We start from the raw sequence: 22,058 nt of genomic DNA, 5'->3' as shown, positions 1-22,058 counted from the left end.
ACCGAAAAAATTACAAATACTTCTTCACATCCACTTCATCAATCTGCTCTGGTGCCAGGAATTTTTCAGCAATATTTAGAGTCAGTGTAAAAAGTAGCTTACTTTCCAGTATAAGGCCAAAGTGTGGTAAGACTATTCTTAGTAGTTTTTAACCTGCCTATTAATATCCATGATGAGAAAATCAAACGCTCTGACCCTATTGATTACAACGCTTTAATTAGCTGACGCGTTAGTGGTCAGCTAGATTTTCTTGTTGTAACAGTTTTGCTTTACTACAAATTTCTTTTTCTAATTTAACTAACCCCTCAGAAAATAAGGTGTTTAGATAATCAGAACTAGGATAAGTTAGTGGAAATGTCGAGTAGCTACTATGGAGTGTAGTTACAGCTTTGATATGCTCATTGCCTGGTTGTTCTAGTTTTGCTGTCATAGCCAAAATTATCTTATTTGACATTGCTCCAGTATCTGTAATGTAGTAATTGAAGTTGATATTGAGAAGTGCTGGAGTGTTCCCTGTTTTGGGAAACAAATCTTTAAATGTTTCTTTAATTACGCTTTCTGAGTCTTCTTCTAACAAATAGTTAAAGTCTGCGCGTTTATAACCACCAAGAGCAACTGTTGCTGCAGGAGTAACAACACCGGAACTGATAATATCCTCAAACCTGAAGACATTCTCACCTTTCAAGGGGGAAACTACTGTCAGCTCACTAACAGGAATATTACAAGAAGTATTTTCTAGGTTCGTGGTTGTTAAAGATAAGGGCTTATTTATTTGGCATCCACTTAACCCAAAAATAGCTAATATGATTAGTAGTTGTTTCATCATTTATTTCATTAGTTATAACGCTAGCATTTGCGGACAATTGGAGAGCAGCTGAAATTGATCCACAACATGCTCTTGTTAAGTTTCATTGACGCTCTCGTACACAGATAGAGCATCTTCCAGCTCCTGCATACACTCATTAATCGTACCGTATGTGTCTGACTCGGCGAGATATATGCTGTCGTCTATACGGTCGAGCTCGAATCGAACATCTTCGGGCTGCTGAGTTATCCATGCAACTTCAAGAGCCTGCCTTGAGATTACCTTTAGCTCCTTGCTAGAAGACAGTCGGCAGCTTAACTCTCCAAGCAAATGCCGCCCTGCAGCTTTCGGGTTCCTTTCACCTGGAATTTCAGCAAGCGCCTCTAGTACGCCATTACGGCCACGTGGGCGGCTCAACGCGAGGTCAATTATCTCACCGCTTGGCTCAGCCAATTCTTTTATCACGGAGTCAGCCCAAGAGATCGCATCGTTGAAGTCTAAAATACCAATCTCTATTCCGTAGAGAAAATAGTCAGCTCGTATACTCAATGCTTGATCCATGCTCGTAAAACTTAACGCCTAGTTAAGGGGCAAGCTGCTGTTTGCTTGTCCCGTTTGAACGCCTTGTTAGGTGCTTGCTTGTACATTAAAACTCGCCGGTATATATGTTGCGTGCCATTGTATAAAATAAAAGTAGTGCGCCGCCTACAACTATTACACCAAGTATTTTTGCAAGAAAATTCCCTACTGGACTACCGTTTGTTACATCAATGCCTTTTGCTTTTAATATGCCGTTTTCATATTTCATTGCAATTGGTACTGCAAAGACTGTAAGGCTCATGATTAATTTACCAACTCCTTCATTTATGTAAATTAATATTAAAAACCCAAAAAACATTGGAGCATATACGATTGACCAAACTTTGAGTCTCCACATCTTAAATATTTCACCTAACAGTGTCTTTTATGAACCCACTGGCCTCATAATAAATATTAAAGAAGTCGCTTTATAATTCTGGTTTATATTTTCCAAGTATTTGTTTGTTAATAAAAACGCTATTAATTTTTTTGGGAAATAGAGCCAACTGCTTTGTATTCATGAAATCTTCCGTTTTTTCTGAACCTGATTTAACTCTGACCTATTTTGTGTTTTGTAGCAATCATTTAGATGCTAATTTTTTAGATACCGCGCCACATCCACTTCATCAATCTGCTCGGGTGCCAGGAATTTTTCAGCATAGACTTTGTAGGTTTCGGTGGTCAGAAATAGCTCAAACACGTCAGGATCGATGTGTTGCTCAGCAACCATCTTGGCCATAATATCAATGGCTTCGCTTAACTTCTTAGCTTTTTTATAAGGTCTATCCGCTGCGGTAAGTGCTTCAAAAATATCGGCTAATACCATGATGCGTTCAGGTACTGAAAGTTGCTCTTTGCTGAGTTTTCTGGGGTAACCGGTGCCGTCCATTTTTTCATGATGGGTCGAGGCATAGCGTGGTACTCGAGATAGTTCTTCAGGGAATGGCATGGCTTCAAGCATGCGAATAGTACTAATAATATGTTCGTTAATTTTGAAGCGATCTTCAGCGGTGAGTGTGCCTCGCTCAACTTTCAGATTATAAAGTTCTCCCTGATTATATAAATGCTCAGGAATAGTCATTTTTATTCCCAACTTGGGATCAAAAATCCCCTCGTTCTTACGAGGGATAATATGTTCAGGTTTGTCGGACAATAAGTGTTCTTCACAGGGCAGACTTTCTTCTTGTGATGAGATGCGTTCTTCATCAGCAGGTGACAGCCCTAATCGGTTGCTGAAATGCCTGAGCCATGTAGTCTGAGCAATAAAGTCGAGCCGTACTTTTTTATCTTCGCTTAATACTTCACCACCCACGTTCATTTCAGCAACAAAGGCAAAGTCTTCTTTAAGCCTCTGATGTGTTTGATCCAGCTCTGCCTGATGTTGTACTTCATTTTCTGGAGACTGAGTCATTTTCTGCCAGTAGACAATTTCAGCATCACGCCACAGGACTTCAAAGCGAGTGCGTATTTCATGAATACGGTTGAAGATCGTTTCGAGTTTGCTGCCTTTGTCGACAATATGTTCCGGGGTGGTTATCTTGCCACAGTCATGTAGCCACGCAGCGACTTTGAACTCACGCCACTCTTCCTTAGAGTGAAAACGGAACTCACGGAAAGCAGGTGCTAAAGAGCATTCTGCCTGTTCCGCCAGCATAAAGGCTAGCTCGGGCACACGTTCACAATGGCTGGCAGTGTAATGCGACTTTTCGTCAATCGCCTGAACAATTAACTTAATAAAGGAATCCATCAACCTATCCTGATTGATTTCATGCTGGCGAATGGCAGCGACCATATCTTCCATGGAGTGGCCCAGCTCATCGATTTCACGAATAAAGCTATCCGGAATTGCTAAGTCCTCGAATTGACGCTCACGTATTTTCTGATTTTCTTCAGCTAGCTTTTTAATCGGTGACACAATAGGTGTGGCAAATAGCCACGGTGCAGGTAAAAGTAGCAGCAAAAATCCTATCGACATCAATAGCGAGAACGTTACTTTTTTCTGTGCGGCACTGAGCACTTCGTTAACAGGTATGACGATACCTAAGTAATCTTTTCTCGCCCCATAGCTGCCAAATGGCGAGACATAAACATAGTTCGCCTCGCCGTTTAGATTCACTTCTTTTAGCTGACGCTGATCATTTTCATCACGAGCGTAATCCAATAATGGCGAATAAGGCACACTTAACAAACCCTGCTGTTTACTCAAAAACCATTTATGAGCCAGCGCGGTTTTTTGCTCATCTGACACATGAGCAATGGCTTTGTTGATGATGGGTAACAAGGCTTTATTTTGATCTGAAATAAGAATTTTCAAATCACTGGGAAACGGCGTCGGAGCAAACCCAATATCATCATGATATTGCACATCCTGGTAGAAAAAACGTTCACCTACATAGTGAAGGATTTCCGTGACATCTAATCCAGCATCCGCCTCCCCCTTACTTACCGCCTCAAACACAGCACCGGTAGAAGGCACCTCTTCAATCTTTATATTAGGAAAGGCTTCTCTTACCACCTGGATAATAGACCATCCTTGAGGAATGGCGACGGTTTTACCTGCCAGTTGTTGAAGATGAGATATTGGCGGATTACCGCTTTTGGTAACCAGTGAATAAGGCAAATGCACATAAGGATCGGTAAATGTACCGGAATATAAGGACTTACCAATATCAAACACCGACTGCAAAATATCAATCTGCCCGGTTTCATATTGTGTAACCAGCTCTTTCCATGAGAAGCCATTAATATACTCAAAATTAAGCCCCGTCATATCAGAGATAATACGAAGATAATCAATGCTATAGCCTTTAGGCCGACCTGAACTGGAAAAATCAATGGGCGCCCAGTCCATTTCATTGGAGACTTTTAAACGTCCAGATGAAGCTATCAGTGCTTTTTCTTCTGCGGTTAAATCGAGTGGTGTCCGTGTTTCAGGAATCACAATAGCTTCATTACTCGGCAAGTTAGAGGCTAATAATTCACCGGTCGAGCGATATAAAAAGACTTGTCCAAAGTCGGTCAGTTCATGCTGGCTCAGATAATCTGACATCGAGCTCAAGGCAATATCTACAGCAATCACTGCACCATTACTTAGCTTTTTAGAATAGGTCTGACCCGGTGCTTGTATATTGTGAAATAGATAGGGGTCTGTTTTGTTAATGCTATTTTCATCCGCATTCACAAACCAGGGACTGATAACCGAGATGTAATTGCTTGGTTCACTGCGTTTTAGTCTGAGCTTAAAGTCACTTGAGTAATATTCAAATGTTCGGCTACGCTCGACACCTTCACCATTAATGGTGACAACAACCCATCTATCCTTAGGATCAGCGTTGAGTTGTTTGCGAACTTCCTCGCCACTATTCAGGTTAATGACTTCATAAAAATCACCATTCGGTAAGCCGAGGTAAATGGCATAAAGCATGTCGCGATCAAGCATCAGAGATGAAAAAATACTGCGTGCATCCTGACTAACCGTATTGCCATTTACCAGGCCAGGATAACTAGCGAGAATCCGTGTTGTTTCCACGGCCTGACTATCGATGGTGTTGAGTAATTGGCTGGTTTTATCTGCCAGATTATTGAAACGTTCGGTGGCAGCATCCGTGGCCATCTGCTGCATAAAATAATATTGCAGTGTCAGCGCTGCAACAGCGGTAATGAAGGTAGCAAAAATAAACGTCATTACTACCGTAAGGCGTATTGTCAGGCGAAATGGAAAGCGATATTTTCTGTGTCCTGTCATTTGCAGTATCCGTATTGCTAAATGCTTAAATCACATTAAATTAACAATGATCATCCATAGATTGTTAATAGATCGTTAATTTAGAAGAACTAGACTATACACCTTAAGCCATCGGCAGAAAGATGAAATTAATGAGTAATAAGATCCAATAAACCGTTTTTTTATTACCGACTCGATTTGTCTTTTAAAGTCGAAATAATATTTGGCTTTTTTTATATGATTTATTCAGGCATTGTTAAGCTCAGACTATTCACTATATATCCGTAAGCTGTTTGGATAACACATAAAATAAGAATAAAAGGACACCGCATGAAATGGGCTAAGTCGATATTGCTTGGTATTTTCTTTATCGGAATTGTTGTTGGACTTGGCCTGTGGTGGCACCACCAAAAAATATATCCTTCTACTGATGATGCATATGTTCAAGCTAATATATTGACTGTGTCTCCACAAGAGTCAGGTCGGGTCACTGAGTTAAATGTCGCTGAAAATGACTATGTAAAAGCAGGTGATGCCCTTATTAAAATTGATGATAGTGACCTACAAAGCGCTGTTGACGAAGCCACCTCAGAGCTTGAGAAAACCATTCAAAAACATATGATGGCAGGCTCAGATGTCAGCGAAGCTATCGCCAATCTCAATGCTGTTCAAGCCACTTTAAGTGATGCAGAGCTTGAATTTGAACGTCAGCAAACGTTGTATGAGCGCCGGATTATTCCCAAATCGACCTTAGATAAAACCCGAGCCAACCTTGAAAAACTCAAAGCAGACAGAGACAGCGCCAGAGCAGCATTAAATACCGCACAAACTCAGCTAGGCGGAAAAACCGATGAAGACCCTGCTGTACGAGCTGCTCGCGCCACATTGAAGCGTGCTCAGATAGCACTCAGTCACGCCGTTGTCTATGCCCCGGCTGATGGCTGGATTGCCAACCTGACTTTACGTCCTGGTGATGTGATTACAACAGGCCAGCCTTTGTTTTCAATTGTTGAAAAAAATGACTGGTGGGTCACCGCTAACTTCAAAGAAACGGCTCTGGCTCGTATTCGACGCGGTCAGCCAGCCAGTATTTCAGTAGATATGTACCCCGATATGGAATTAACTGGAAAGGTCGCCAGTCTGGGGATGGGCTCTGGCGCTATTTTTTCGCTGCTACCCCCTGAAAATGCGACGGGTAACTGGGTACATGTCACTCAGCGCTTCCCAGTTCGGATTCATTTAGATTACCAGCCTACACCAGACCAACAAAAACGTTTACGTGCCGGCTCCAGTGTCACCGCCAAAGTCGATACCACTGAGTTAGACACAGCAAATGACTGAGGCAGAAAAACCACCCGTTCAGTGGTTAATCGTATTTGCGGTGGTATTGACTGCTGTACTTGAAGTATTGGATACCACCATCGTCAATGTCGCTTTGCCTCACATCAAAGCGGCATTTGGCATTACCAGTGATCAAACAGTATGGATTGTGACTAGTTACATTGTCGCTTCCATTGCCGTCATGCCTTTAACGGGGTTGTTATCGCGTAAATTTGGTCGCCGTCGTTTGATTATCACCGCCATTGTTGGCTTTGCATTCTTCTCAGCATTGGGAGGCATGGCTCAAAACTTCGAAATGCTGGTATTTTTCCGTTTAGGTCAGGGCTTTTTCGGTGCTTTCCTGATCCCACTCTCGCAAGCGATTTTATTTACCAGTTTTCCAAGAGAAAAACGTGGGCAGGCCATGGCCATTTTCGGTCTGGGTGTCATTGTCGCCCCTGTATTAGGCCCAACTATCGGTGCTATTTTAACGGAGCACTTTTCCTGGCGCGCGGTGTTTTACGTCAATATGCCCATCGCGTTTATTGCTTTACTAATGGTAAGTGGCGAACTGGAAAAAGAAGACACCCATCACGTCGATATCGACTGGGTTGGTCTACTGCTCATGGTTACCGCTATCGGTGCCTTACAAATGACATTGGATTTGGGAGAAAGTCATGACTGGTTTGATTCTCACCTGATTCAAGTCACCGCTATAACATCAGCCCTAACCGGCATCATTTTCTTCGTTCGAGGTATAGGCCGAAAGCTCAATATCATCGACTTTTCATTACTCAAAGACAGAAGCTTTGCAGCCGGTAATGTCACCATTGTCGGCTTTGGTGTCTCGATGTTTGGGGCAATTGCTATTCTGCCCTTATTTGTTCAGGGGCTATTAGATTACCCCGTACTGGAATCTGGTCAGCTATTTATTCCTCGGGGTATTGCAGCTGGTTTTTCTATGGTGGTGACCGGCTCATTTCTGGTCAATCGCTTTGACCCACGTATGTTATTAGCTGTTGGACTTATTCTCACTGGTAGCGGCAATATCATGCTTACGCACATGAATCTGGACGTCAGCTTCTGGCAACTGGCTTGGCCAGGGATCGTCTCGGGACTGGGCATGGGATTGTTTTTCGTACCCATGTCGACTCTGGCTTTCCAGAATATTTCGACAGAAAAACAAGATGAAGCCTCTGGCATCTACAGTGTTATGCGGTCACTTGGTTCATCCGTCGGTATAGCTATTATTGGCTGGCAGTTAGCCCGTAGAACAAATCTTCACTACGCTATTCTCACTGAACAAATTACCCCTTTCAATCCCGCTGTTGCCGCTTACTTAGCACCTTTGGGACTCTCACCAACGAGTGGACAAGGGGCAACAGTACTGGCTAATGAAGTCTTAGCTCAGGCATCGATGTTAGCGTTTCAGGATGCTTTTCTGCTGTCCGGTCTGGCCGCCTTTGCTATGTTGCCGATGGTGTTCTTCATTCAAAAACCGCAAAAAGCAGACGTTAAAATGCCAGCCAGTGTGCATTAATATCAATACAAAAATCTTGTTATAAAAAATCCCGGGCCAGCAACTGACCCGGGATTAGTTATCCTTACTCTGATGCTATAAAGCATTTAGGCGATAAATAAAGACTTCACATTCACAAATTCTTTCATGCCAAAGCCACCGTGTTCACGACCATAGCCACTTTCTTTAACACCACCAAACGGCATATTCGCCTGAGGACCGGCGTAACCATTGATGTTCACCATGCCGGTGTCGAGTTCTTCACGAGCAATACGGATAGCACGCTTCTCGTCTTTAGAGAATATGCCGCCACCAAGACCGTATCGGTGAGCGTTAGCCAGTTCAATTGCTTCAGCTTCATCAGCCACTTTGAATAAGGCTGCCACCGGACCAAATAACTCATCGTCATAAGCTGGGCTGCCAGCTTGGATATTTTCCAATACTGTGGCTGGGTAATACGCGCCTTTCTGATCCGGTATTTCACCACCACATAAACAAGTAGCACCTTTCATCACCGACTCCTGAACCTGATGATGCAGTTTGTCTCGAAGATCGACACGAGCCAGTGGCCCCATATTATTTTCACTGTTAGTCGGGTCACCATAGGTGATCTTTTTCATGGCAGCGACATACTTATCTCTGAACTCATCATAGACAGGCGCTTCAATAATAAAACGTTTAGCTGCAATACAGGTTTGACCACTATTCATGACTCGCCCCTGAACACAGGTTTTCACCGCCAGATCAATGTCAGCATCCCGTAATACGATATACGCATCACTACCACCAAGTTCCAGCACATTTTTCTTAAGATGTTCAGCTGAAATTTTGGCAATCAAGCGACCAATGCTGGCACTACCTGTAAAGGTCACACCTCGAACATGTTGATGAGCAATGAGTTCATCGGCTGTTTCGCCATCGACGAATAAACAGCTAAATACTCCTTTTGGCAGACCGGCTTCTTCATAAATTTTTTGAATCGCCTCTGCTGTTTCAAAGCAGGACTCATCATGCTTAAACACCGTTGTATTACCAGCCATAATCACAGCAATGCTGTAGCGAATACATTGATAGAGTGGGAAATTCCACGGCTGCATACCTAAAATCACGCCTTCAGGCTGATAAGTAATAATGCCTTTTTTACCTGTAGAAATTTCACGCTCTTCATCAGCTAAAGCGTCAATGCCATGCTCAGCTGTATATTCACAAATTGCAGCACACTGCTCAGCTTCGCCCTCACCCAGTGCCAAGGGTTTTCCCATTTGTTTTGCCATCATTTGAGCTAAATCGGCTTTGTCCCGGCGAAGTAATTCAGCAATTTTTTTAATAATGGTGGCTCGTTCTTCCAGTGAGGTTTTTCTCCAACTCTGGAAAGCCTGGTGAGAAGCTTCAATTAAGGCTTCTGCTTCCTGTTTAGTATGCAGATAGTAGGTTTTGTACACCTCTTCTGTAGCAGGATTATAGGTATCAATGGTCTGACGAGTAATAGCGGTTGTTTTCAATTCTGCTTGTGTCATTTTTTATCCTCTTTGATATTTAGAAAAATAGATCTTTTTGCAGATTGAAAATTAACGAGCATCCTCCATAAATGGATAATCGGTATACCCCTCAGCCCCACCACCATAAAAGGTGTTTTGATCGGGCGTATTCAGAGCTGCACCTAGTTTCAGACGTTCCATCAGATCTGGATTAGCAATGTATTGGCGACCAAATGCTACTGCATCAGCACGTTGGCTTGTCACTGCATCCTGTGCCGTAAGCAGATTGTAGTCACCATTAGCGATATAAAAGCCCTGCCATTGTTTGATCAGTTGTTCAACGATGTGTAAGTCCTTATTGCTTACATCAATACCAGGAAAACGTTCAACGATATGCACGTATGCCAGCTTATACTGGTTAAGTTGATCGATAAGTGCGCTATAGGTGGTGAGTGGATCGCTATCGCTGACATCATTAAAGGTACCTGTCGGTGATAGTCGTATGCCTACCCGTCCAGCATCCATCACTTCAAGCACGGCCTCGACCACCTGAGTGACCAGACGGATGCGGTTTTCGACAGAACCACCATAATTATCTGTACGTTGGTTGCTGCTATCACAAATAAACTGATTCAACAGATAACCGTTGGCAGAGTGAATTTCGACGCCATCAAAACCGGCTTTATCAGCATTACGTGCTGCTGTTTTATATTCTTCAATAAGCTTATTAATATCATCAGTAGTCATCGCACGTGGCTCTGAAACATCCACCATTTGACCATCTACGAATGTTTGTGCTTCAGCGCGTATGGCTGATGGTGCCAAAGGCTGCTCGCCTTCTGGAAGCACCGAGTTATAACTGATTCTGCCAACATGCCAGAGTTGTAAGAAAATTTTGCCACCTTTGTTATGGACGGCGTCAGTGATTTCTTTCCATTTAGCCACTTGTTCGTCTGAGTAAATACCGGGAGTTCTGATATAACCTTTGCCCATTTTGCTGATTTGAGTACCTTCAGCAATGATGAGACCAGCGCTTGCCCTTTGTGAGTAGTAGCTGATAGCAAGCTCAGTGGGTACATCCGTGTCATCATGCGCTCTGTTTCGTGTAAGTGGCGCCATAAAAACGCGGTTTTTTAGCTCCACTGAACCCATTTTCACCGGGTTAAATAAATCGTTCATAAACATCCTCCTTTGTTGTCCTGTTGATCTTTTTGATGCCACAGCTATCAAATAGTTCGTTCCCTAACTATATTGAAGACACTGTCTGTTCTATGTGAAGATCTATCATTAAAGGATCTTATTGATATATTTTTATATAAATATCAATAATCTATAAATATTACTCAGATTAGTCTTATCTTATTCCAAATATTGGCTTACTCAGACTTTTACAAAAGTTTACAAATTAATTCACTATACAACTTGTCATAGAACTGTACGTTATCAATACTTGAATAGCTACTTACCAATCAAAAAGGATGATTTCCATGCAAAAAACCGTTTCCCAAGTCATTGTTGATACCTTGTCTGAAGCCGGTGCGAAACGGTGTTACGGCATTGTTGGTGACACCATCAATCATTTCACAAATACCATTAATCATTCTGATATCGAATCATGAGGAAGTGGGTGGGCTAGCTGCAGGTGGTGAATCCTATATGACAGGTGAACTGTCTCTCTGTGCTGGCACTTGTGGTCCAGGCAGTCTGCATTTTGTTAATGGTATTTTTGAAAGCCATCGTAATGGCTCACCAGTGGTGTTAATAGCTTCTAATGTTGATCGACACCAACAAGGTCTGAACTTCCCTCAGGAAGTGGATCAGACAAAAATCTACGATCAATGCTCGGTTTTTTGTGAACGCATATCTCACCCGGATCAAGCCAGACGTATTACTGCATTGGCTGCTCAGGCCGCTTTATCAAAGAATGGTGTTGCCGTCATTGAAGTGAATGGAGATATGTTTAAGGAAAAAGTGGACGACAATATGTCATGGCAAGTTCACACGGCCTCTCCAGTTAGTCATCCCAATCCTGATGAGATGAATCAACTGCTTGACCTGATTAACACATCAGATCGCATCACGCTCTATGCAGGTATCGAGGCTAAAGGTGCCAAAACTGAACTTATCGATCTGGCGAAACGCTTAAAAGCGCCTATTGTGCATAGCTCTCGCTCAAAAGAATTTATTGAACCTGATAACGCTTATCAAGTTGGCATGACAGGGATTTTAGGTAACCGTGCTGGCATGGAGGCAGTACTGGAATGTGATTTATTACTCTGCCTCGGTACTGACTTTGCTTATTCTCAGTTCTATCCTGAAAAAGCAAAAATCGTGCAGCTGGATATTGACCCTACTCATCTTGGCAGACGCAGTCCTATTGATTTAGGTCTGGTGGGTGATGTGAAAAATACACTCACACAATTACTGCCACTAGTTGAAGAAAAATCCTCAACCAAACATCTGGATAAGGCCCTGGCTCAATGGAAGAAAGATAAAGAGGATTACAATGAGGAGGCAAAATCAGACGAGACCCTCATTCATCCACAGTCCGTGACGCATAAACTCAATGAGCTGGCTGATGATAATGCCATCTTTACTGCTGATGGTGGTTCACCCATGGTTTGGTTGCTCAGACATCTGAGTGCCAGAGGAGACAGACGTTTCCTGACCAGCCTTCTGCTCGGCACCATGGCTAACGCCTATCCACAAGCTTTAGGTATCGCCAAAGCCTATCCTGGCCGACAAGTCATAGCGATGTGTGGTGATGGCGGCATGACCATGCTGATGGGTGACTTATTAACCCTGGTACAAGAAAACATTCCCGTCAAACTCTTAATCTACAACAATGAATCACTTGGATTTGTTGAGATGGAACAACGTGTTGAAGGCTTGCTTGATGCCTTCACAGGCTTAAAAAATCCGGACTTTGCTGCTCTTGCTCATACCGTTGGCATGGATGGATGGCGTGTTGAACACATCAGTGAATTAGAAGGTGCAATGCACAAGTGGCTGGCCAGCGATAAGCCCGCTATTTTGGATGTCAAAGTGAGCCGAATGGAGCTGGTCATGCCACCTAAAATTGAAGCAGGCCAAGTCGCCTCAACAGCATTATTTGGTATTAAAGCTGTACTGAATGGACGTACTAATGAAGTAGTTTCATTATTGAGAGATAACTTTTTACGTTAAACATCCAATGACAAGAATAGAAATAGACATTTCACATAGCAAAGACACGTACTTTGTTATGGTGAATTCAAATTTAAATTTACAACGTCAAGGAGATAATAGATGAGTAAAGACATACGCAAAACCATGTGGGAAGCAATAAGTGATAGCCCATTTCTGATGGTGAGTCTGGATGGCACGCTCCATCACAATGAGCCTATGACAGCACAGTTAGATGAAAATGCTGATAGTGAGTTCTGGTTTTACACTACCAAAACCAATCGTATCGCTAAAGGCGGTGCAGCCAAAGCCAGCTTTATCAGTAAAGATCATAAAATGTTTGTCTCGATTCGCGGTACATTAAAGCCTGAAACAGACGAGGCGGTGATTGATAAATATTGGTCTAAGATGGCAGCATCATGGTATGAGAAAGGTCGTGAAGACCCAGCATTATTAATGATGCGTTTTGAGCTGGATGATGCCGAAGTGTGGATTTCAGACCCAAGTGTTAAAGGTTTATTCAAACTATTCACCGATGGCAAAGTCGAACCGGAAATGATGGGCGAACATAAAAAACTCGGACTGTAATCGTCCTATTACCTCGATACTCATAGCTAATAAAAAGCCCTGCTCACAAAATATGAGCAGGGCTTTTTTGATCTAAATCGTCATTTCTGTAAACAGCTCTTCACTCGGACCAGCTTTAGTCAAAATAAATAAAAGGCTCGCTTTCATGTTCAGGTAAATCATGAATGTAACTTTTATCTGAATAAGCGGTGCACTTGAGGTTGGCTAAAAGAGTCTTAGCTTTCAGCACATAAATACCGGCAAATTCAATTTTCTCTCTGGTGCCCTTTTCCTCATCAATCCAATCACCATTGCTGATGCCGGAATAGACGATATAGTCATAACGTCCGTTTGAAAATCGTAAACGCCCTTCGCCTCCGCCACTATAGCCTGTTGAACTAAATTGCACTGGTGCGTGAAGTTCTAGCTCAATCTTATCCGGTTTGCCATAGCGATAAACTAATGTGTTCTGTTTAGTCGTACACACTGAGACCGATTTAGACTTGATATTACAACTAAAGGAAACCGTTTCCTCACTACCACATAAATTCTCTGCATAAAGGCTGCCTGAGAACATCAGCAGTGATAAAAAGCTGATGACTTTACATTGACTGTAAAGTTTGAAATGCCTCATCAGCTCGCCACATTAAATAAGGACAAAGCCAGAGCCAAACTCAGAACAGCCACTATCAGATTAGCTAACACACCCCAGCGTGCCTTGTAACCTGCGGGAATTTCGGCTTCGCTCAGCTGTTTGAGTACCACACCATACTGATAAGACGAGATAAGCGCACATACTGCACCAAGAAGAATAAAGGCAAGACCTAACATAAAGGTTGGCGACGTCGAGTGAGGGGCTTTATGGTCTTGCAAGACGGCTATCAATAAGCCTGCTCGTTCAACAACAAAACCAAACGCAATCATCGCCAGACTGGTTCGGTTCCAGGCTAATAATGTACGCTCCGCTGCAAATAACACTCTTGGGTCATCTAAATAAGACATATCAAATTGCTCTTTCACTTAAGGGTTCAGACTGAGATTAAACCATATCGTCTAATGGCATTTATCAACATTAGCGAGTGGGAAAATGGCGTTTTTTCATACTTGCTGCTCAGGCTACAGTTGCAATGTATTAATCCTGAGTTATGGCTATGATTAAAACAGATTTTGACACACATTATCTGCTGTAAAAATAAGTAAAACAAACAGTATCCCCCTTGACTCAAATAGGCTATCGCGTTTCACTGAAAGACCAGCCAATTAAATAGGAGGTTGAAATGATTTCAACTGAAATTAAGGAAGCTCGGTCAATTCAAGATATTGTTCAGCTCATCGATAATGGTGGAACAAGCAGTGGTTCGCCAGAAGAAGTCGCGGGCACATACGCCTATCTGGCAATAATAGACTCAGATCATGTCAACAAGGATCATGCTAAATCTCAATTAGATGCACTGATCGAAGCGGGTGGTAAATTCGATTACGACCTGGCTCTGGAATATGCAGAATCCCACATTATTGAATCTCAACATTAACACGTGAAACCTGGCCCTATGTACGATTCTGAAAACCGTCATAGGGCCTGTTTTATCTTCACCATTTAGATTTCAACTCAGTGGTTGGTGAATAAAAACTCATCTTAAATACACCAAAAACAATAGCTAGATCACTGAATTAAAATAAGAAACTTGCAGTTATCCATAATTGCTATATTCTGAGTTACTCCCGTTTTGTCATTTATCCCATATAACTGACTAAGCTCCCATTGCTTTTCAGGATAAATGATGCCCAAGCCCGTTCGTGTTCGTTACCAGACAATTGAAGTCGGTGATATGGATATTCACCTTTGTACTCTGCGTGATAAGCAACAATTCAGTGATCCAGAAGGTGAAGCAGATGATATGGGGATATCTTCAGCCACATGGCCACTATTTGGTGTAGTTTGGCCGTCCAGTATCGTACTCGCCAACCATATGCTGGATTACGACATCAAAAATAAACGTATCCTCGAAATTGGCTGCGGCATGGCATTATCCAGCCTGTTACTCAATGAACGTATGGCCGATATCACGGCAACTGATTACCACCCGGAAGTGAATCATTTTCTTGATCGAAATACCGACCTCAATAGTGGAAAAAATATTGCCTTTGAACAAGTTGACTGGGCAAATGATGAGAGCGATTTGGGCAAATTTGATTTAATTATCGGTAGCGATCTGCTCTACGAAGATGAACATGTCCAGTTGCTGGCAAACTTTATTAATAACCATGCGAACCAGCACTGTAACGTTATTCTGGTCGATCCGGACAGGGGTAGAAAAAATAAATTAGATCGGGAAATGATCGCCTTCGGTTTTACCAGTAGTTATATAAAGCCTGAACACACAGACTATCTTAGTGAGAAATATAAAGGTTCTATCTTACGATTCTCACGTTAAGCGTTATCGTTTCATTGTGGTGTAATACCCGATACGTTCAATTTCCCACTTCGAACCTTAGACATCGCAATCGTTGACGAAATCAGTAATGGCGTGACGACCAATAATATCGGCACAATCGCAATACGGGTAAAGGCAATCATCATAATGGAACGCCATTCCGGATCTTTTTGAAACGATGCCATCAGACTACTCATTAATTCAATAGAAATTGAAACGCCATAAGCAATTAACACAATACGACAACGTTTCCAGACAATATGCCAATGAGCATTGATAAGTGGCGTTTGGTGCACGTGTTTCGACCGATACCAAATATACAAAAAGACGGATAAAGAACAGGTGATAGCAATAGGTAACAATAATCTTTCCATGCTCATCAATAGAGAACCTATCGGAAGCAACAGATTAAACACCAGTAGGTTCAATACTAATAATTGATGAGGAATTACAGCCCTAGCTTGCTCGTTGAGCATTTATACACCTCCACTATATTACGTACAAAACACTGACTTTTTGTACTCGACCAATGTGTATAAGTGTATCTCTATCTGATGAAAAATTCTTGACGATAATAGGCCTAATTCCTTTGAGCATTCCAAAGTCAAAAAGCACTCTATCGATTTACCTCTATTAATAGCAGCTTGGGCTTGCCAAGACTAGTGCTTAAATGGCGGTTACTCCGGTGAATGGCATACCGCTTCAACATTATTGCCATCGGGATCAATCACAAACGCACCGTAATAATTCACGTGATACATAGGTCGTAGACCAGGCTCGCCATTGTCTTTGCCACCATTTGCCATAGCTTGCTGATAAAACTGATCGACTAAGCTACGAGAAGCGGCAGAGAACGCAATATGCCTGGGCGTGTACTTTTCTTTGGTTTCAATAATCCAGTATGTTGGTTTACCGCCTACACCAAAAGCACACATTCGCTGAGTGGGAAAATCGGGATTCCAGTCGGCAACAAACTCCACTTGAACTGAATAACCTAAAGGTGCAAATACCGCTTCATAGAATGATTTTGTCGCCGGGTAATCCACAGAATATGTGCTTAGATGATCAAACATCGTTGTTCCTTAACTTATTTTACTGACAATGGGGATCAGTCCAATGATGATCATTTGCGTACCTATAACAGCAAGAATTAACCCCATTAAGCGAGTGACGATACTCAGGCCACTTTTACCTATCACTGACAAAATACTTGAACTAAAAATAAAGCAGATAAAAGTGATAACACACAAAACGGCAAATACAGATACGGTGGTGATTATGCCCATCATGCCGCCGGAGGCAGAATAATTCATGGCTGTTGCAATAGTGCCAGGACCGGCCAAAAGTGGCACAGCTAAAGGCGATACTGCCATATCAGAGTCATCGTCATCATCACCCTCTGCAGAATGCAGCTTGGAGCCATGGCCATTAAGCATGTGGTAACCCACAATAAAGACAAGAATGCCGCCCGTTATCCTCAAAGCATCAATGGTAATGCCAAACAAGTGAAAAATAGCTTTTCCGAGAAAAGAAAAAAACAGGATGATAAAAAAAGTCACAAGAAGTGCCTTCGTCGCCACTTTTCTTTGCTCTGCTTTGCTTTTGTCACCAACCAGACCAGCGAATGCGGCTGTATTAGCAATGGGATTCATAATCGCAAAAAAGCCTACAAAAACTGTAATCACTTGCGTGTATAAATCGCTCATCTACTTACTTTTCCTTTTATTCAGTTAACGCTGTAATCAGCCGATACGTCAGCGGTCAGTTGAAGTCATGATTCTACAATTGGCATTCTGCTGAACGAATATGGCACTTACGATAGCACAGCTGAAATACAGCCTACGACTTCAACTTAATTTAGCCGCAGGCTGCATTTCTTTTTTATTTACTCTGAAGCTTATTTATCTCATTCGACCAAGGTGTAGAAAATTACAACGGCATTCTATATTCAATAACGCCTGGTTTTTCTGCTACCCAGTCATACAATCTTTGCCCTGGCAGATTTATTTCCTGTGTATGCCAATATAAACGTGCACATTGCTGCTTTCTTGCCTGTTCCTGCACAAATTCAATTAATTGCTTTCCTACCTGTAATCCTCTTGCACTAGGCGTGACATACAGATCTTCCAAATAGCAAAACTCATTAATCGCCCAAGTGGAAGCATGATACAAATAATGCACAAAGCCTAAAATAGTATCAGGAGACTCAGAAGATCTTGCCACTGCACAATAAATCTTTTCCTTGTCATTAAAAAAACGATTCCATGTCACTTGTGTCGTTTCTTCTGGAATAGAAACCTTATAAAACTCTTGGTACTTTAGCCAAAATGGTAGCCACTGCTCAAAATCATTAACCTGTACAGCCTCAACAGATACAAGCAAAGGACTTTCGTTCATTTTAAATACTCCTAAATTTCAGTTTATATAAACGCTCAAATACTCATTCATTCAGCAGATTCTGCTTAGAAAGAGTTGTTTTATATAATGAGCTTGGCATGATGTAACCATCCATTTACTTCATGAGAGGCAGACCATTTGTTTAAGCACTCACAGCTTGAGTCCGTAAAAGCAGCGCTGATGCATCCTGATTACGAAAAGTACCCCCTGTATTTACGTATTCAGCGAGCATTACGTCAGCTGATATTAGATGGTGCATTACCCGCGAACACTCCCCTGCCTGCTTCTCGTGCGCTAGCTCAATCATTGAATGTCTCACGGGATACGGTCGAAAATGCATATAGCTTATTGCACGCAGAAGGCTATATTGAGCGCCAGGTCGGCAGCGGTAGTTTTGTAGCAGAGGTGCCACAACTGCGAAAAACGAAACGAAAAGTCAGCTCACAGTCTACGAAGCAGCTAACGATTCAATTGAGTAAACGTGGTCAAAGTATGCTCAATAATGATGGCGTTCGAGAAGCATTAACGCCTCAGCCTTTTGCTCCAGGCATTCCTGAAACACGTCTATTTCCATTAGCTTTGTGGGCACGCCTGGAACGGCAAGTGATTCGGGATTACCAATTTAAAGCACTACAACACAGTGATCCGCAAGGTACAAAAGAACTGCGTAGCGCCATTGCCAACTATGCAAATTTAGAACGTGGCGCTCATGCAACACCAGAACGTATATTAATTTTAACCAGCTCGCAGCAAGCCCTCGCCTTATGTGCACTTAATCTATTAGATGCTGGCAGCCATATTTTTACTGAAAATCCTATGTACCAAGGTGCTCGTAAAGCCTTTGAAGCAGCAGGACTTATTCCCGTGCCTATTCCAGTCGATCAGCACGGTATACGCGTTGATCTATTAAAGCAGCACGCCACACCAGCAAAAGCCGTGTCTTTGACACCCTCACATCAATACCCTTCAGGGGCAACCTTATCGCTTGAGCGTCGTTTAGAACTGATTGAATGGGCAGAACAGAATCAAGCGTGGATCATTGAAGATGATTATGACAGTGAGTTTCATTATGCAGGGAAACCCACTACCTGCGTGCAAGGTTTAGATCCTTACCAACGCACCATTTACATTGGCACTTTCACCAAGTCTTTATTTCCGAGTGTGCGTATAGGCTATATGATTTTGCCAGCACAACTTGTTGCTCCCATGACCACAGCACGCACGTTGCAGGATGGACATACAGCAACAATGCCACAACTGACTCTGGCACGTTTTATGGAGAATGGTCATTTTGGTGCCTATATTCGGCAGATGCGACAACTGTATGCTAAGCGCTTAATAATATTGGAAAAACTGGTGCGTTCTCATCTTAAGGATTTTTTAGAACCCATTCCACCATTAGGTGGCATGCAAATGCCATGTGTATTGACATGCGAACTTGATGAGAAGCTGATTATTACCCAAGCTAAACAACAGGATATTGCTCTAACAAGCTTATCTAGCCTGTACATCACGACTCCCCAAAAAACCGGGTTTCTACTTGGCTTTGCCGCCTATACCGATCGTGAAATGGAACTGGCTATACTAAAACTAAGAAAGATATTTATAGCTAATACGGGTTAACTTATAGCGACGAATGAGTGGGAGTGTTATTAGAACTCATCATGCTACGTTAAGTCGTAATGCATTATTCGCCATAATAAAATCAAGTTGGCTATTCTCCTGATTTTCAATACTCCGCTCAGCTAGCACTCCCTTCATTCGAGTCTGTAGTAGCCACGCTGACTCGTGCTCCATCGGCAAACGAAATAGTACGCTGTGGGAAGGGAATATCAATGCCGACCGCATCGAATCGTCGTTTTAAATTGAGGTAGCTGTCGCATTGCAGCACATAACCGTTTGCAGGACTATCGGCCCAAGCCCACGCTCTGAGCGTAATGGAAGAATCACCGAGATCGGTTACACGCACCACAACAAGCGGGACGTTATCTCGTATTTGCGCTTCTGTGCGTTGGTCAATAAGCAGCGGATGCTTACCAATTTCATCTTGCATAATTGCCATCGCCTGCTCCAAGTCAGATGAATAGCCAACACCTACCTCGATTAGCTTGCAGATTTTATTGTCTGTGTGGTTAGCATTGATCACCACCTCACTGCTGATCTGTGAATTCGGGATGATGATTCGATTGTTCTCAAAATCGCGGACGATGGTTTCTCGCAGAGTGATGTCTTCAACTGTCCCGGAGTAATTACCAGAAATAGTGATTCGGTCACCGACCCGAAACGGACGGAAAAACAAAATCATAAAACCGCTGACAATATTCCCAAGTACTTGCTGTGAAGCCAGACCACTGACAAGGGTCAGAATACCTGCTCCGGTCAGCAGTGAATGACCAACAATCTTAAGTTCGGGAATGTGCGTCAAACATGCGCCAATGCCAGCACCATAGATCACGACAGATATTAAACGTTTTATGAAGTTAAGCGCGGTTTTATCAATAGACCCCGTTGTCAACTTCGACGATTCGAGTCGATTGATTACCTTAATTACAGTCCAGTTCACCAGGACCGTAATGCCTATAATGGTTAAGATTACCGACAAAAGCCGGAAGTCAGAAGGTACGTGGTCAAATACTGATGTCATCTAGAAAATCCTGATTACTGGCACATAACCGCCGCGCTATGCAGCAATTTTGAAGTGCAGCGGAATTGTCCGAGTGCAGTGCCTTTTAGGCGAGAGAATACACCACCAGCTAATCATACAGCTACTCCAAAGAGCCGACCGACCCCAGCCGTCAAAGCCATTGCCAGGGCCCCCAAGAGCGTAACCCGAGAGGCTCCTTTAAGAACAGGAGCGCCGCCAGCTTTCGCTGCTATTGAGCCTAGTAAGGCAAGGAATACCAATGAACTGCCGGGGACGCCCCACATAAGCAACGACTCTGGAAATAACAGGACAACACATAAAGGAAGGGCTGCACCTACCGAGAATGAGCCTGCAGAAGCAAACGCAGCCTGAATTGGGCGGGCCGTAGAGACTTCTGAAATGCCAAGTTCATCACGTGCATGAGCACCTAGTGCATCCTGCTCCATCAGTTGACTTGCTACTGTGTCTGCAAGCCCCCTATCTAACCCGCGCCTGACGTAAATCTCAGCAAGCTCTGCATGCTCTTGTTCAGGCGCATCAGCCAGCTCAGCTCTCTCTTTAGCAAGGTCGGCTTCTTCCATGTCAGCTTGAGAGCTGACTGACACATACTCACCCGCTGCCATCGACATAGCACCTGCGACGAGACCAGCAACACCGGCGACCAACAAAGCCTTGGAGTCCGCACCTGCTGCTGCCACCCCCAGAATCAGGCTCGCTGTAGATACAATCCCGTCGTTTGCTCCAAGAACAGCGGCACGAAGCCAACCGATCCGTTCTATTCTGTGTCTTTCAGAATGCCTCACGCGAAGCTCCAAATAAAAAGGTGAGTAAAAGGGGAATCAAGGGGTAAGCCACTGACGGATTCCTTGATGAAGTTAAATCAAACACTCAGCCCCTATTGAGTCCTATTGATTCTTTCAATTGTTACTGAAAGACTTACGATGAAACGATACTATTGCAATGAATATAATATTCTATTTGGCACTAATGGTGCTGGAGTCAAATATGCTGCGACAAAATCAACAAACAAGCCAAGCTAAAAGATCTCTGACCTTTAGTTTCTTAGTAGGATGTTTTCTCACACTTTTTTCCAGTTCCGTTTTTTCAGATACGCTCAGAATCGCAACCGATGAATGGTGCCCTTACGACTGTATCGCCAGTCAAAATCAAGGCAAAGTAGGTTACTTAGGTGAGTTGCTGGTTGAAACCTTAGGAGCCAGAGGACATACGGTAGAGTTTGTGGAAGTGTCTTACTCTCGTGGTTTGCAATTGGTCAGAGAAGGCAAGCTTGACGGTACAATGGCTTGCATTCGTCAAGACGCGCCCGACTTTGTGTTTCCAGACTTTGCTCTAGGCAAAAGCAACAGCACCTTCTTTAGCCATAAAGACTCAAACTGACGCTACACAGGCAAAGAGTCCCTTGAA

General features: G+C 43.0%; 23 protein-coding genes. 9 read left to right on the top strand and 14 right to left on the bottom strand.

Annotation, left to right across the window (positions count from 1 at the left end; translation table 11 throughout):
* Nucleotides 1-229: 229 nt before the first annotated feature.
* The 4 genes from BM232_RS12090 to BM232_RS12075 all read right to left on the bottom strand — a co-directional run bounded on the left by BM232_RS12090 (nucleotide 230) and on the right by BM232_RS12075 (nucleotide 5,129).
* The gene (locus BM232_RS12090) at nucleotides 230-826 is read right to left on the bottom strand and encodes a hypothetical protein (protein ID WP_143092290.1); all 597 of its coding nucleotides are present in this window, start codon (nucleotides 824-826) and stop codon (nucleotides 230-232) included.
* Between the two features lie 75 nt (nucleotides 827-901).
* Complete coding sequence (locus BM232_RS12085; RefSeq protein WP_091715089.1) at nucleotides 902-1,366, bottom strand: hypothetical protein; 465 nt, start codon at nucleotides 1,364-1,366, stop codon at nucleotides 902-904.
* Nucleotides 1,367-1,451: 85 nt separating this feature from the next.
* Nucleotides 1,452-1,742: a hypothetical protein gene (locus tag BM232_RS12080; RefSeq protein WP_091715087.1), complete on the bottom strand. Its 291-nt coding sequence runs from the start codon at nucleotides 1,740-1,742 to the stop codon at nucleotides 1,452-1,454.
* 234 nt (nucleotides 1,743-1,976) lie between these two features.
* Nucleotides 1,977-5,129 (bottom strand): HD domain-containing phosphohydrolase, encoded by a 3,153-nt coding sequence (locus tag BM232_RS12075; RefSeq protein WP_091715085.1) that lies wholly within the window; start codon nucleotides 5,127-5,129, stop codon nucleotides 1,977-1,979.
* Between the two features lie 309 nt (nucleotides 5,130-5,438).
* Here BM232_RS12075 and BM232_RS12070 point away from each other — a divergent pair, with 309 nt between their 5' ends.
* Both BM232_RS12070 and BM232_RS12065 read left to right on the top strand, forming a co-directional pair.
* A complete protein-coding gene (locus BM232_RS12070) occupies nucleotides 5,439-6,449 on the top strand; it encodes an HlyD family secretion protein (RefSeq protein WP_091715084.1) in 1,011 nt (336 codons plus the stop codon).
* On the top strand, nucleotides 6,442-7,968 hold the full coding sequence (locus tag BM232_RS12065; protein ID WP_091715075.1) for a DHA2 family efflux MFS transporter permease subunit: 1,527 nt from the start codon (nucleotides 6,442-6,444) through the stop codon (nucleotides 7,966-7,968). The genes BM232_RS12070 and BM232_RS12065 overlap by 8 nt, the downstream gene beginning before the upstream one ends.
* Nucleotides 7,969-8,054: 86 nt before the next feature.
* Here BM232_RS12065 and BM232_RS12060 read toward each other — a convergent pair whose 3' ends face one another.
* Complete coding sequence (locus BM232_RS12060; protein ID WP_091715073.1) at nucleotides 8,055-9,464, bottom strand: NAD-dependent succinate-semialdehyde dehydrogenase; 1,410 nt, start codon at nucleotides 9,462-9,464, stop codon at nucleotides 8,055-8,057.
* A gap of 51 nt (nucleotides 9,465-9,515) precedes the next feature.
* Entirely contained in the window at nucleotides 9,516-10,604 is a 1,089-nt protein-coding gene (locus BM232_RS12055; protein ID WP_091715070.1) for an alkene reductase, read from the bottom strand.
* A 308-nt stretch (nucleotides 10,605-10,912) separates the two neighbouring features.
* On the opposite strand from BM232_RS12055, the gene BM232_RS15235 reads away from it, so the two are divergent.
* The 3 genes from BM232_RS15235 to BM232_RS12045 all read left to right on the top strand — a co-directional run bounded on the left by BM232_RS15235 (nucleotide 10,913) and on the right by BM232_RS12045 (nucleotide 13,178).
* Nucleotides 10,913-11,044, top strand: coding sequence for a thiamine pyrophosphate-binding protein (locus BM232_RS15235; RefSeq protein WP_281248301.1), 132 nt, complete (start codon nucleotides 10,913-10,915; stop codon nucleotides 11,042-11,044).
* Nucleotides 10,989-12,611 (top strand): thiamine pyrophosphate-dependent enzyme, encoded by a 1,623-nt coding sequence (locus BM232_RS12050; RefSeq protein ID WP_218153345.1) that lies wholly within the window; start codon nucleotides 10,989-10,991, stop codon nucleotides 12,609-12,611. The genes BM232_RS15235 and BM232_RS12050 overlap by 56 nt, the downstream gene beginning before the upstream one ends.
* 102 nt (nucleotides 12,612-12,713) lie before the next feature.
* Nucleotides 12,714-13,178: a pyridoxamine 5'-phosphate oxidase family protein gene (locus BM232_RS12045; RefSeq protein ID WP_091715067.1), complete on the top strand. Its 465-nt coding sequence runs from the start codon at nucleotides 12,714-12,716 to the stop codon at nucleotides 13,176-13,178.
* A 115-nt stretch (nucleotides 13,179-13,293) separates the two neighbouring features.
* Here the strand turns inward: BM232_RS12045 and BM232_RS12040 are convergent, their stop codons facing one another.
* Together BM232_RS12040 and BM232_RS12035 are read right to left on the bottom strand one after the other, a co-directional pair.
* The gene (locus BM232_RS12040) at nucleotides 13,294-13,791 is read right to left on the bottom strand and encodes a hypothetical protein (protein ID WP_218153344.1); all 498 of its coding nucleotides are present in this window, start codon (nucleotides 13,789-13,791) and stop codon (nucleotides 13,294-13,296) included.
* Nucleotides 13,791-14,159: a YidH family protein gene (locus BM232_RS12035; RefSeq protein ID WP_091715065.1), complete on the bottom strand. Its 369-nt coding sequence runs from the start codon at nucleotides 14,157-14,159 to the stop codon at nucleotides 13,791-13,793. The genes BM232_RS12040 and BM232_RS12035 overlap by 1 nt, the downstream gene beginning before the upstream one ends.
* A gap of 275 nt (nucleotides 14,160-14,434) precedes the next feature.
* Here BM232_RS12035 and BM232_RS12030 point away from each other — a divergent pair, with 275 nt between their 5' ends.
* Both BM232_RS12030 and BM232_RS12025 read left to right on the top strand, forming a co-directional pair.
* Nucleotides 14,435-14,689, top strand: coding sequence for a hypothetical protein (locus BM232_RS12030; protein WP_091715062.1), 255 nt, complete (start codon nucleotides 14,435-14,437; stop codon nucleotides 14,687-14,689).
* A 249-nt stretch (nucleotides 14,690-14,938) separates the two neighbouring features.
* Nucleotides 14,939-15,592 carry a class I SAM-dependent methyltransferase gene (locus tag BM232_RS12025; protein WP_091715059.1) on the top strand — a complete coding sequence of 218 codons (654 nt, stop codon included), beginning with the start codon at nucleotides 14,939-14,941 and terminating at the stop codon, nucleotides 15,590-15,592.
* 11 nt (nucleotides 15,593-15,603) lie between these two features.
* Here the strand turns inward: BM232_RS12025 and BM232_RS12020 are convergent, their stop codons facing one another.
* The 4 genes from BM232_RS12020 to BM232_RS12005 form a co-directional block, all read right to left on the bottom strand.
* On the bottom strand, nucleotides 15,604-16,068 hold the full coding sequence (locus BM232_RS12020) for a hypothetical protein (protein WP_091715057.1): 465 nt from the start codon (nucleotides 16,066-16,068) through the stop codon (nucleotides 15,604-15,606).
* 201 nt (nucleotides 16,069-16,269) lie between these two features.
* Nucleotides 16,270-16,665, bottom strand: a complete 396-nt coding sequence (locus BM232_RS12015; RefSeq protein ID WP_091715055.1) for a VOC family protein — start codon at nucleotides 16,663-16,665, stop codon at nucleotides 16,270-16,272.
* A gap of 9 nt (nucleotides 16,666-16,674) precedes the next feature.
* Nucleotides 16,675-17,298, bottom strand: a complete 624-nt coding sequence (locus BM232_RS12010) for a MarC family protein (RefSeq protein ID WP_091715053.1) — start codon at nucleotides 17,296-17,298, stop codon at nucleotides 16,675-16,677.
* 223 nt (nucleotides 17,299-17,521) lie between these two features.
* Nucleotides 17,522-17,989 carry a GNAT family N-acetyltransferase gene (locus BM232_RS12005; RefSeq protein ID WP_091715050.1) on the bottom strand — a complete coding sequence of 156 codons (468 nt, stop codon included), beginning with the start codon at nucleotides 17,987-17,989 and terminating at the stop codon, nucleotides 17,522-17,524.
* A 180-nt stretch (nucleotides 17,990-18,169) separates the two neighbouring features.
* Here BM232_RS12005 and pdxR point away from each other — a divergent pair, with 180 nt between their 5' ends.
* Complete coding sequence (pdxR, locus tag BM232_RS12000) at nucleotides 18,170-19,612, top strand: MocR-like pyridoxine biosynthesis transcription factor PdxR (protein ID WP_218153343.1); 1,443 nt, start codon at nucleotides 18,170-18,172, stop codon at nucleotides 19,610-19,612.
* A 118-nt stretch (nucleotides 19,613-19,730) separates the two neighbouring features.
* On the opposite strand, the gene BM232_RS11995 is transcribed toward pdxR, so the two are convergent.
* Together BM232_RS11995 and BM232_RS11990 are read right to left on the bottom strand one after the other, a co-directional pair.
* Nucleotides 19,731-20,633: a mechanosensitive ion channel family protein gene (locus BM232_RS11995; protein ID WP_091715045.1), complete on the bottom strand. Its 903-nt coding sequence runs from the start codon at nucleotides 20,631-20,633 to the stop codon at nucleotides 19,731-19,733.
* Between the two features lie 113 nt (nucleotides 20,634-20,746).
* Nucleotides 20,747-21,436, bottom strand: coding sequence for a VIT1/CCC1 transporter family protein (locus BM232_RS11990; protein WP_091715042.1), 690 nt, complete (start codon nucleotides 21,434-21,436; stop codon nucleotides 20,747-20,749).
* A gap of 202 nt (nucleotides 21,437-21,638) precedes the next feature.
* Here BM232_RS11990 and BM232_RS11985 point away from each other — a divergent pair, with 202 nt between their 5' ends.
* Nucleotides 21,639-22,031 carry a type 2 periplasmic-binding domain-containing protein gene (locus BM232_RS11985; RefSeq protein ID WP_091715039.1) on the top strand — a complete coding sequence of 131 codons (393 nt, stop codon included), beginning with the start codon at nucleotides 21,639-21,641 and terminating at the stop codon, nucleotides 22,029-22,031.
* Nucleotides 22,032-22,058: the final 27 nt, after the last annotated feature.

This window comes from Methylophaga sulfidovorans, from assembly GCF_900114205.1.
In the GTDB taxonomy this organism is placed as follows: Bacteria; Pseudomonadota; Gammaproteobacteria; order Nitrosococcales; family Methylophagaceae; genus Methylophaga; species Methylophaga sulfidovorans.
This window is presented reverse-complemented; position numbering and strand designations above follow the sequence as displayed.

Coding starts and splice junctions, on each gene's coding strand:
- BM232_RS12090 (WP_143092290.1), bottom strand. CDS start 826: ATGATGAAACAACTACTAATCATATTAGCTATTTTTGGGTTAAGTGGA.
- BM232_RS12085 (WP_091715089.1), bottom strand. CDS start 1,366: ATGGATCAAGCATTGAGTATACGAGCTGACTATTTTCTCTACGGAATA.
- BM232_RS12080 (WP_091715087.1), bottom strand. CDS start 1,742: ATGTGGAGACTCAAAGTTTGGTCAATCGTATATGCTCCAATGTTTTTT.
- BM232_RS12075 (WP_091715085.1), bottom strand. CDS start 5,129: ATGACAGGACACAGAAAATATCGCTTTCCATTTCGCCTGACAATACGC.
- BM232_RS12070 (WP_091715084.1), top strand. CDS start 5,439: ATGAAATGGGCTAAGTCGATATTGCTTGGTATTTTCTTTATCGGAATT.
- BM232_RS12065 (WP_091715075.1), top strand. CDS start 6,442: ATGACTGAGGCAGAAAAACCACCCGTTCAGTGGTTAATCGTATTTGCG.
- BM232_RS12060 (WP_091715073.1), bottom strand. CDS start 9,464: ATGACACAAGCAGAATTGAAAACAACCGCTATTACTCGTCAGACCATT.
- BM232_RS12055 (WP_091715070.1), bottom strand. CDS start 10,604: ATGAACGATTTATTTAACCCGGTGAAAATGGGTTCAGTGGAGCTAAAA.
- BM232_RS15235 (WP_281248301.1), top strand. CDS start 10,913: ATGCAAAAAACCGTTTCCCAAGTCATTGTTGATACCTTGTCTGAAGCC.
- BM232_RS12045 (WP_091715067.1), top strand. CDS start 12,714: ATGAGTAAAGACATACGCAAAACCATGTGGGAAGCAATAAGTGATAGC.
- BM232_RS12040 (WP_218153344.1), bottom strand. CDS start 13,791: ATGAGGCATTTCAAACTTTACAGTCAATGTAAAGTCATCAGCTTTTTA.
- BM232_RS12035 (WP_091715065.1), bottom strand. CDS start 14,159: ATGTCTTATTTAGATGACCCAAGAGTGTTATTTGCAGCGGAGCGTACA.
- BM232_RS12030 (WP_091715062.1), top strand. CDS start 14,435: ATGATTTCAACTGAAATTAAGGAAGCTCGGTCAATTCAAGATATTGTT.
- BM232_RS12025 (WP_091715059.1), top strand. CDS start 14,939: ATGCCCAAGCCCGTTCGTGTTCGTTACCAGACAATTGAAGTCGGTGAT.
- BM232_RS12020 (WP_091715057.1), bottom strand. CDS start 16,068: ATGCTCAACGAGCAAGCTAGGGCTGTAATTCCTCATCAATTATTAGTA.
- BM232_RS12015 (WP_091715055.1), bottom strand. CDS start 16,665: ATGTTTGATCATCTAAGCACATATTCTGTGGATTACCCGGCGACAAAA.
- BM232_RS12010 (WP_091715053.1), bottom strand. CDS start 17,298: ATGAGCGATTTATACACGCAAGTGATTACAGTTTTTGTAGGCTTTTTT.
- BM232_RS12005 (WP_091715050.1), bottom strand. CDS start 17,989: ATGAACGAAAGTCCTTTGCTTGTATCTGTTGAGGCTGTACAGGTTAAT.
- pdxR (WP_218153343.1), top strand. CDS start 18,170: ATGCATCCTGATTACGAAAAGTACCCCCTGTATTTACGTATTCAGCGA.
- BM232_RS11995 (WP_091715045.1), bottom strand. CDS start 20,633: ATGACATCAGTATTTGACCACGTACCTTCTGACTTCCGGCTTTTGTCG.
- BM232_RS11985 (WP_091715039.1), top strand. CDS start 21,639: ATGCTGCGACAAAATCAACAAACAAGCCAAGCTAAAAGATCTCTGACC.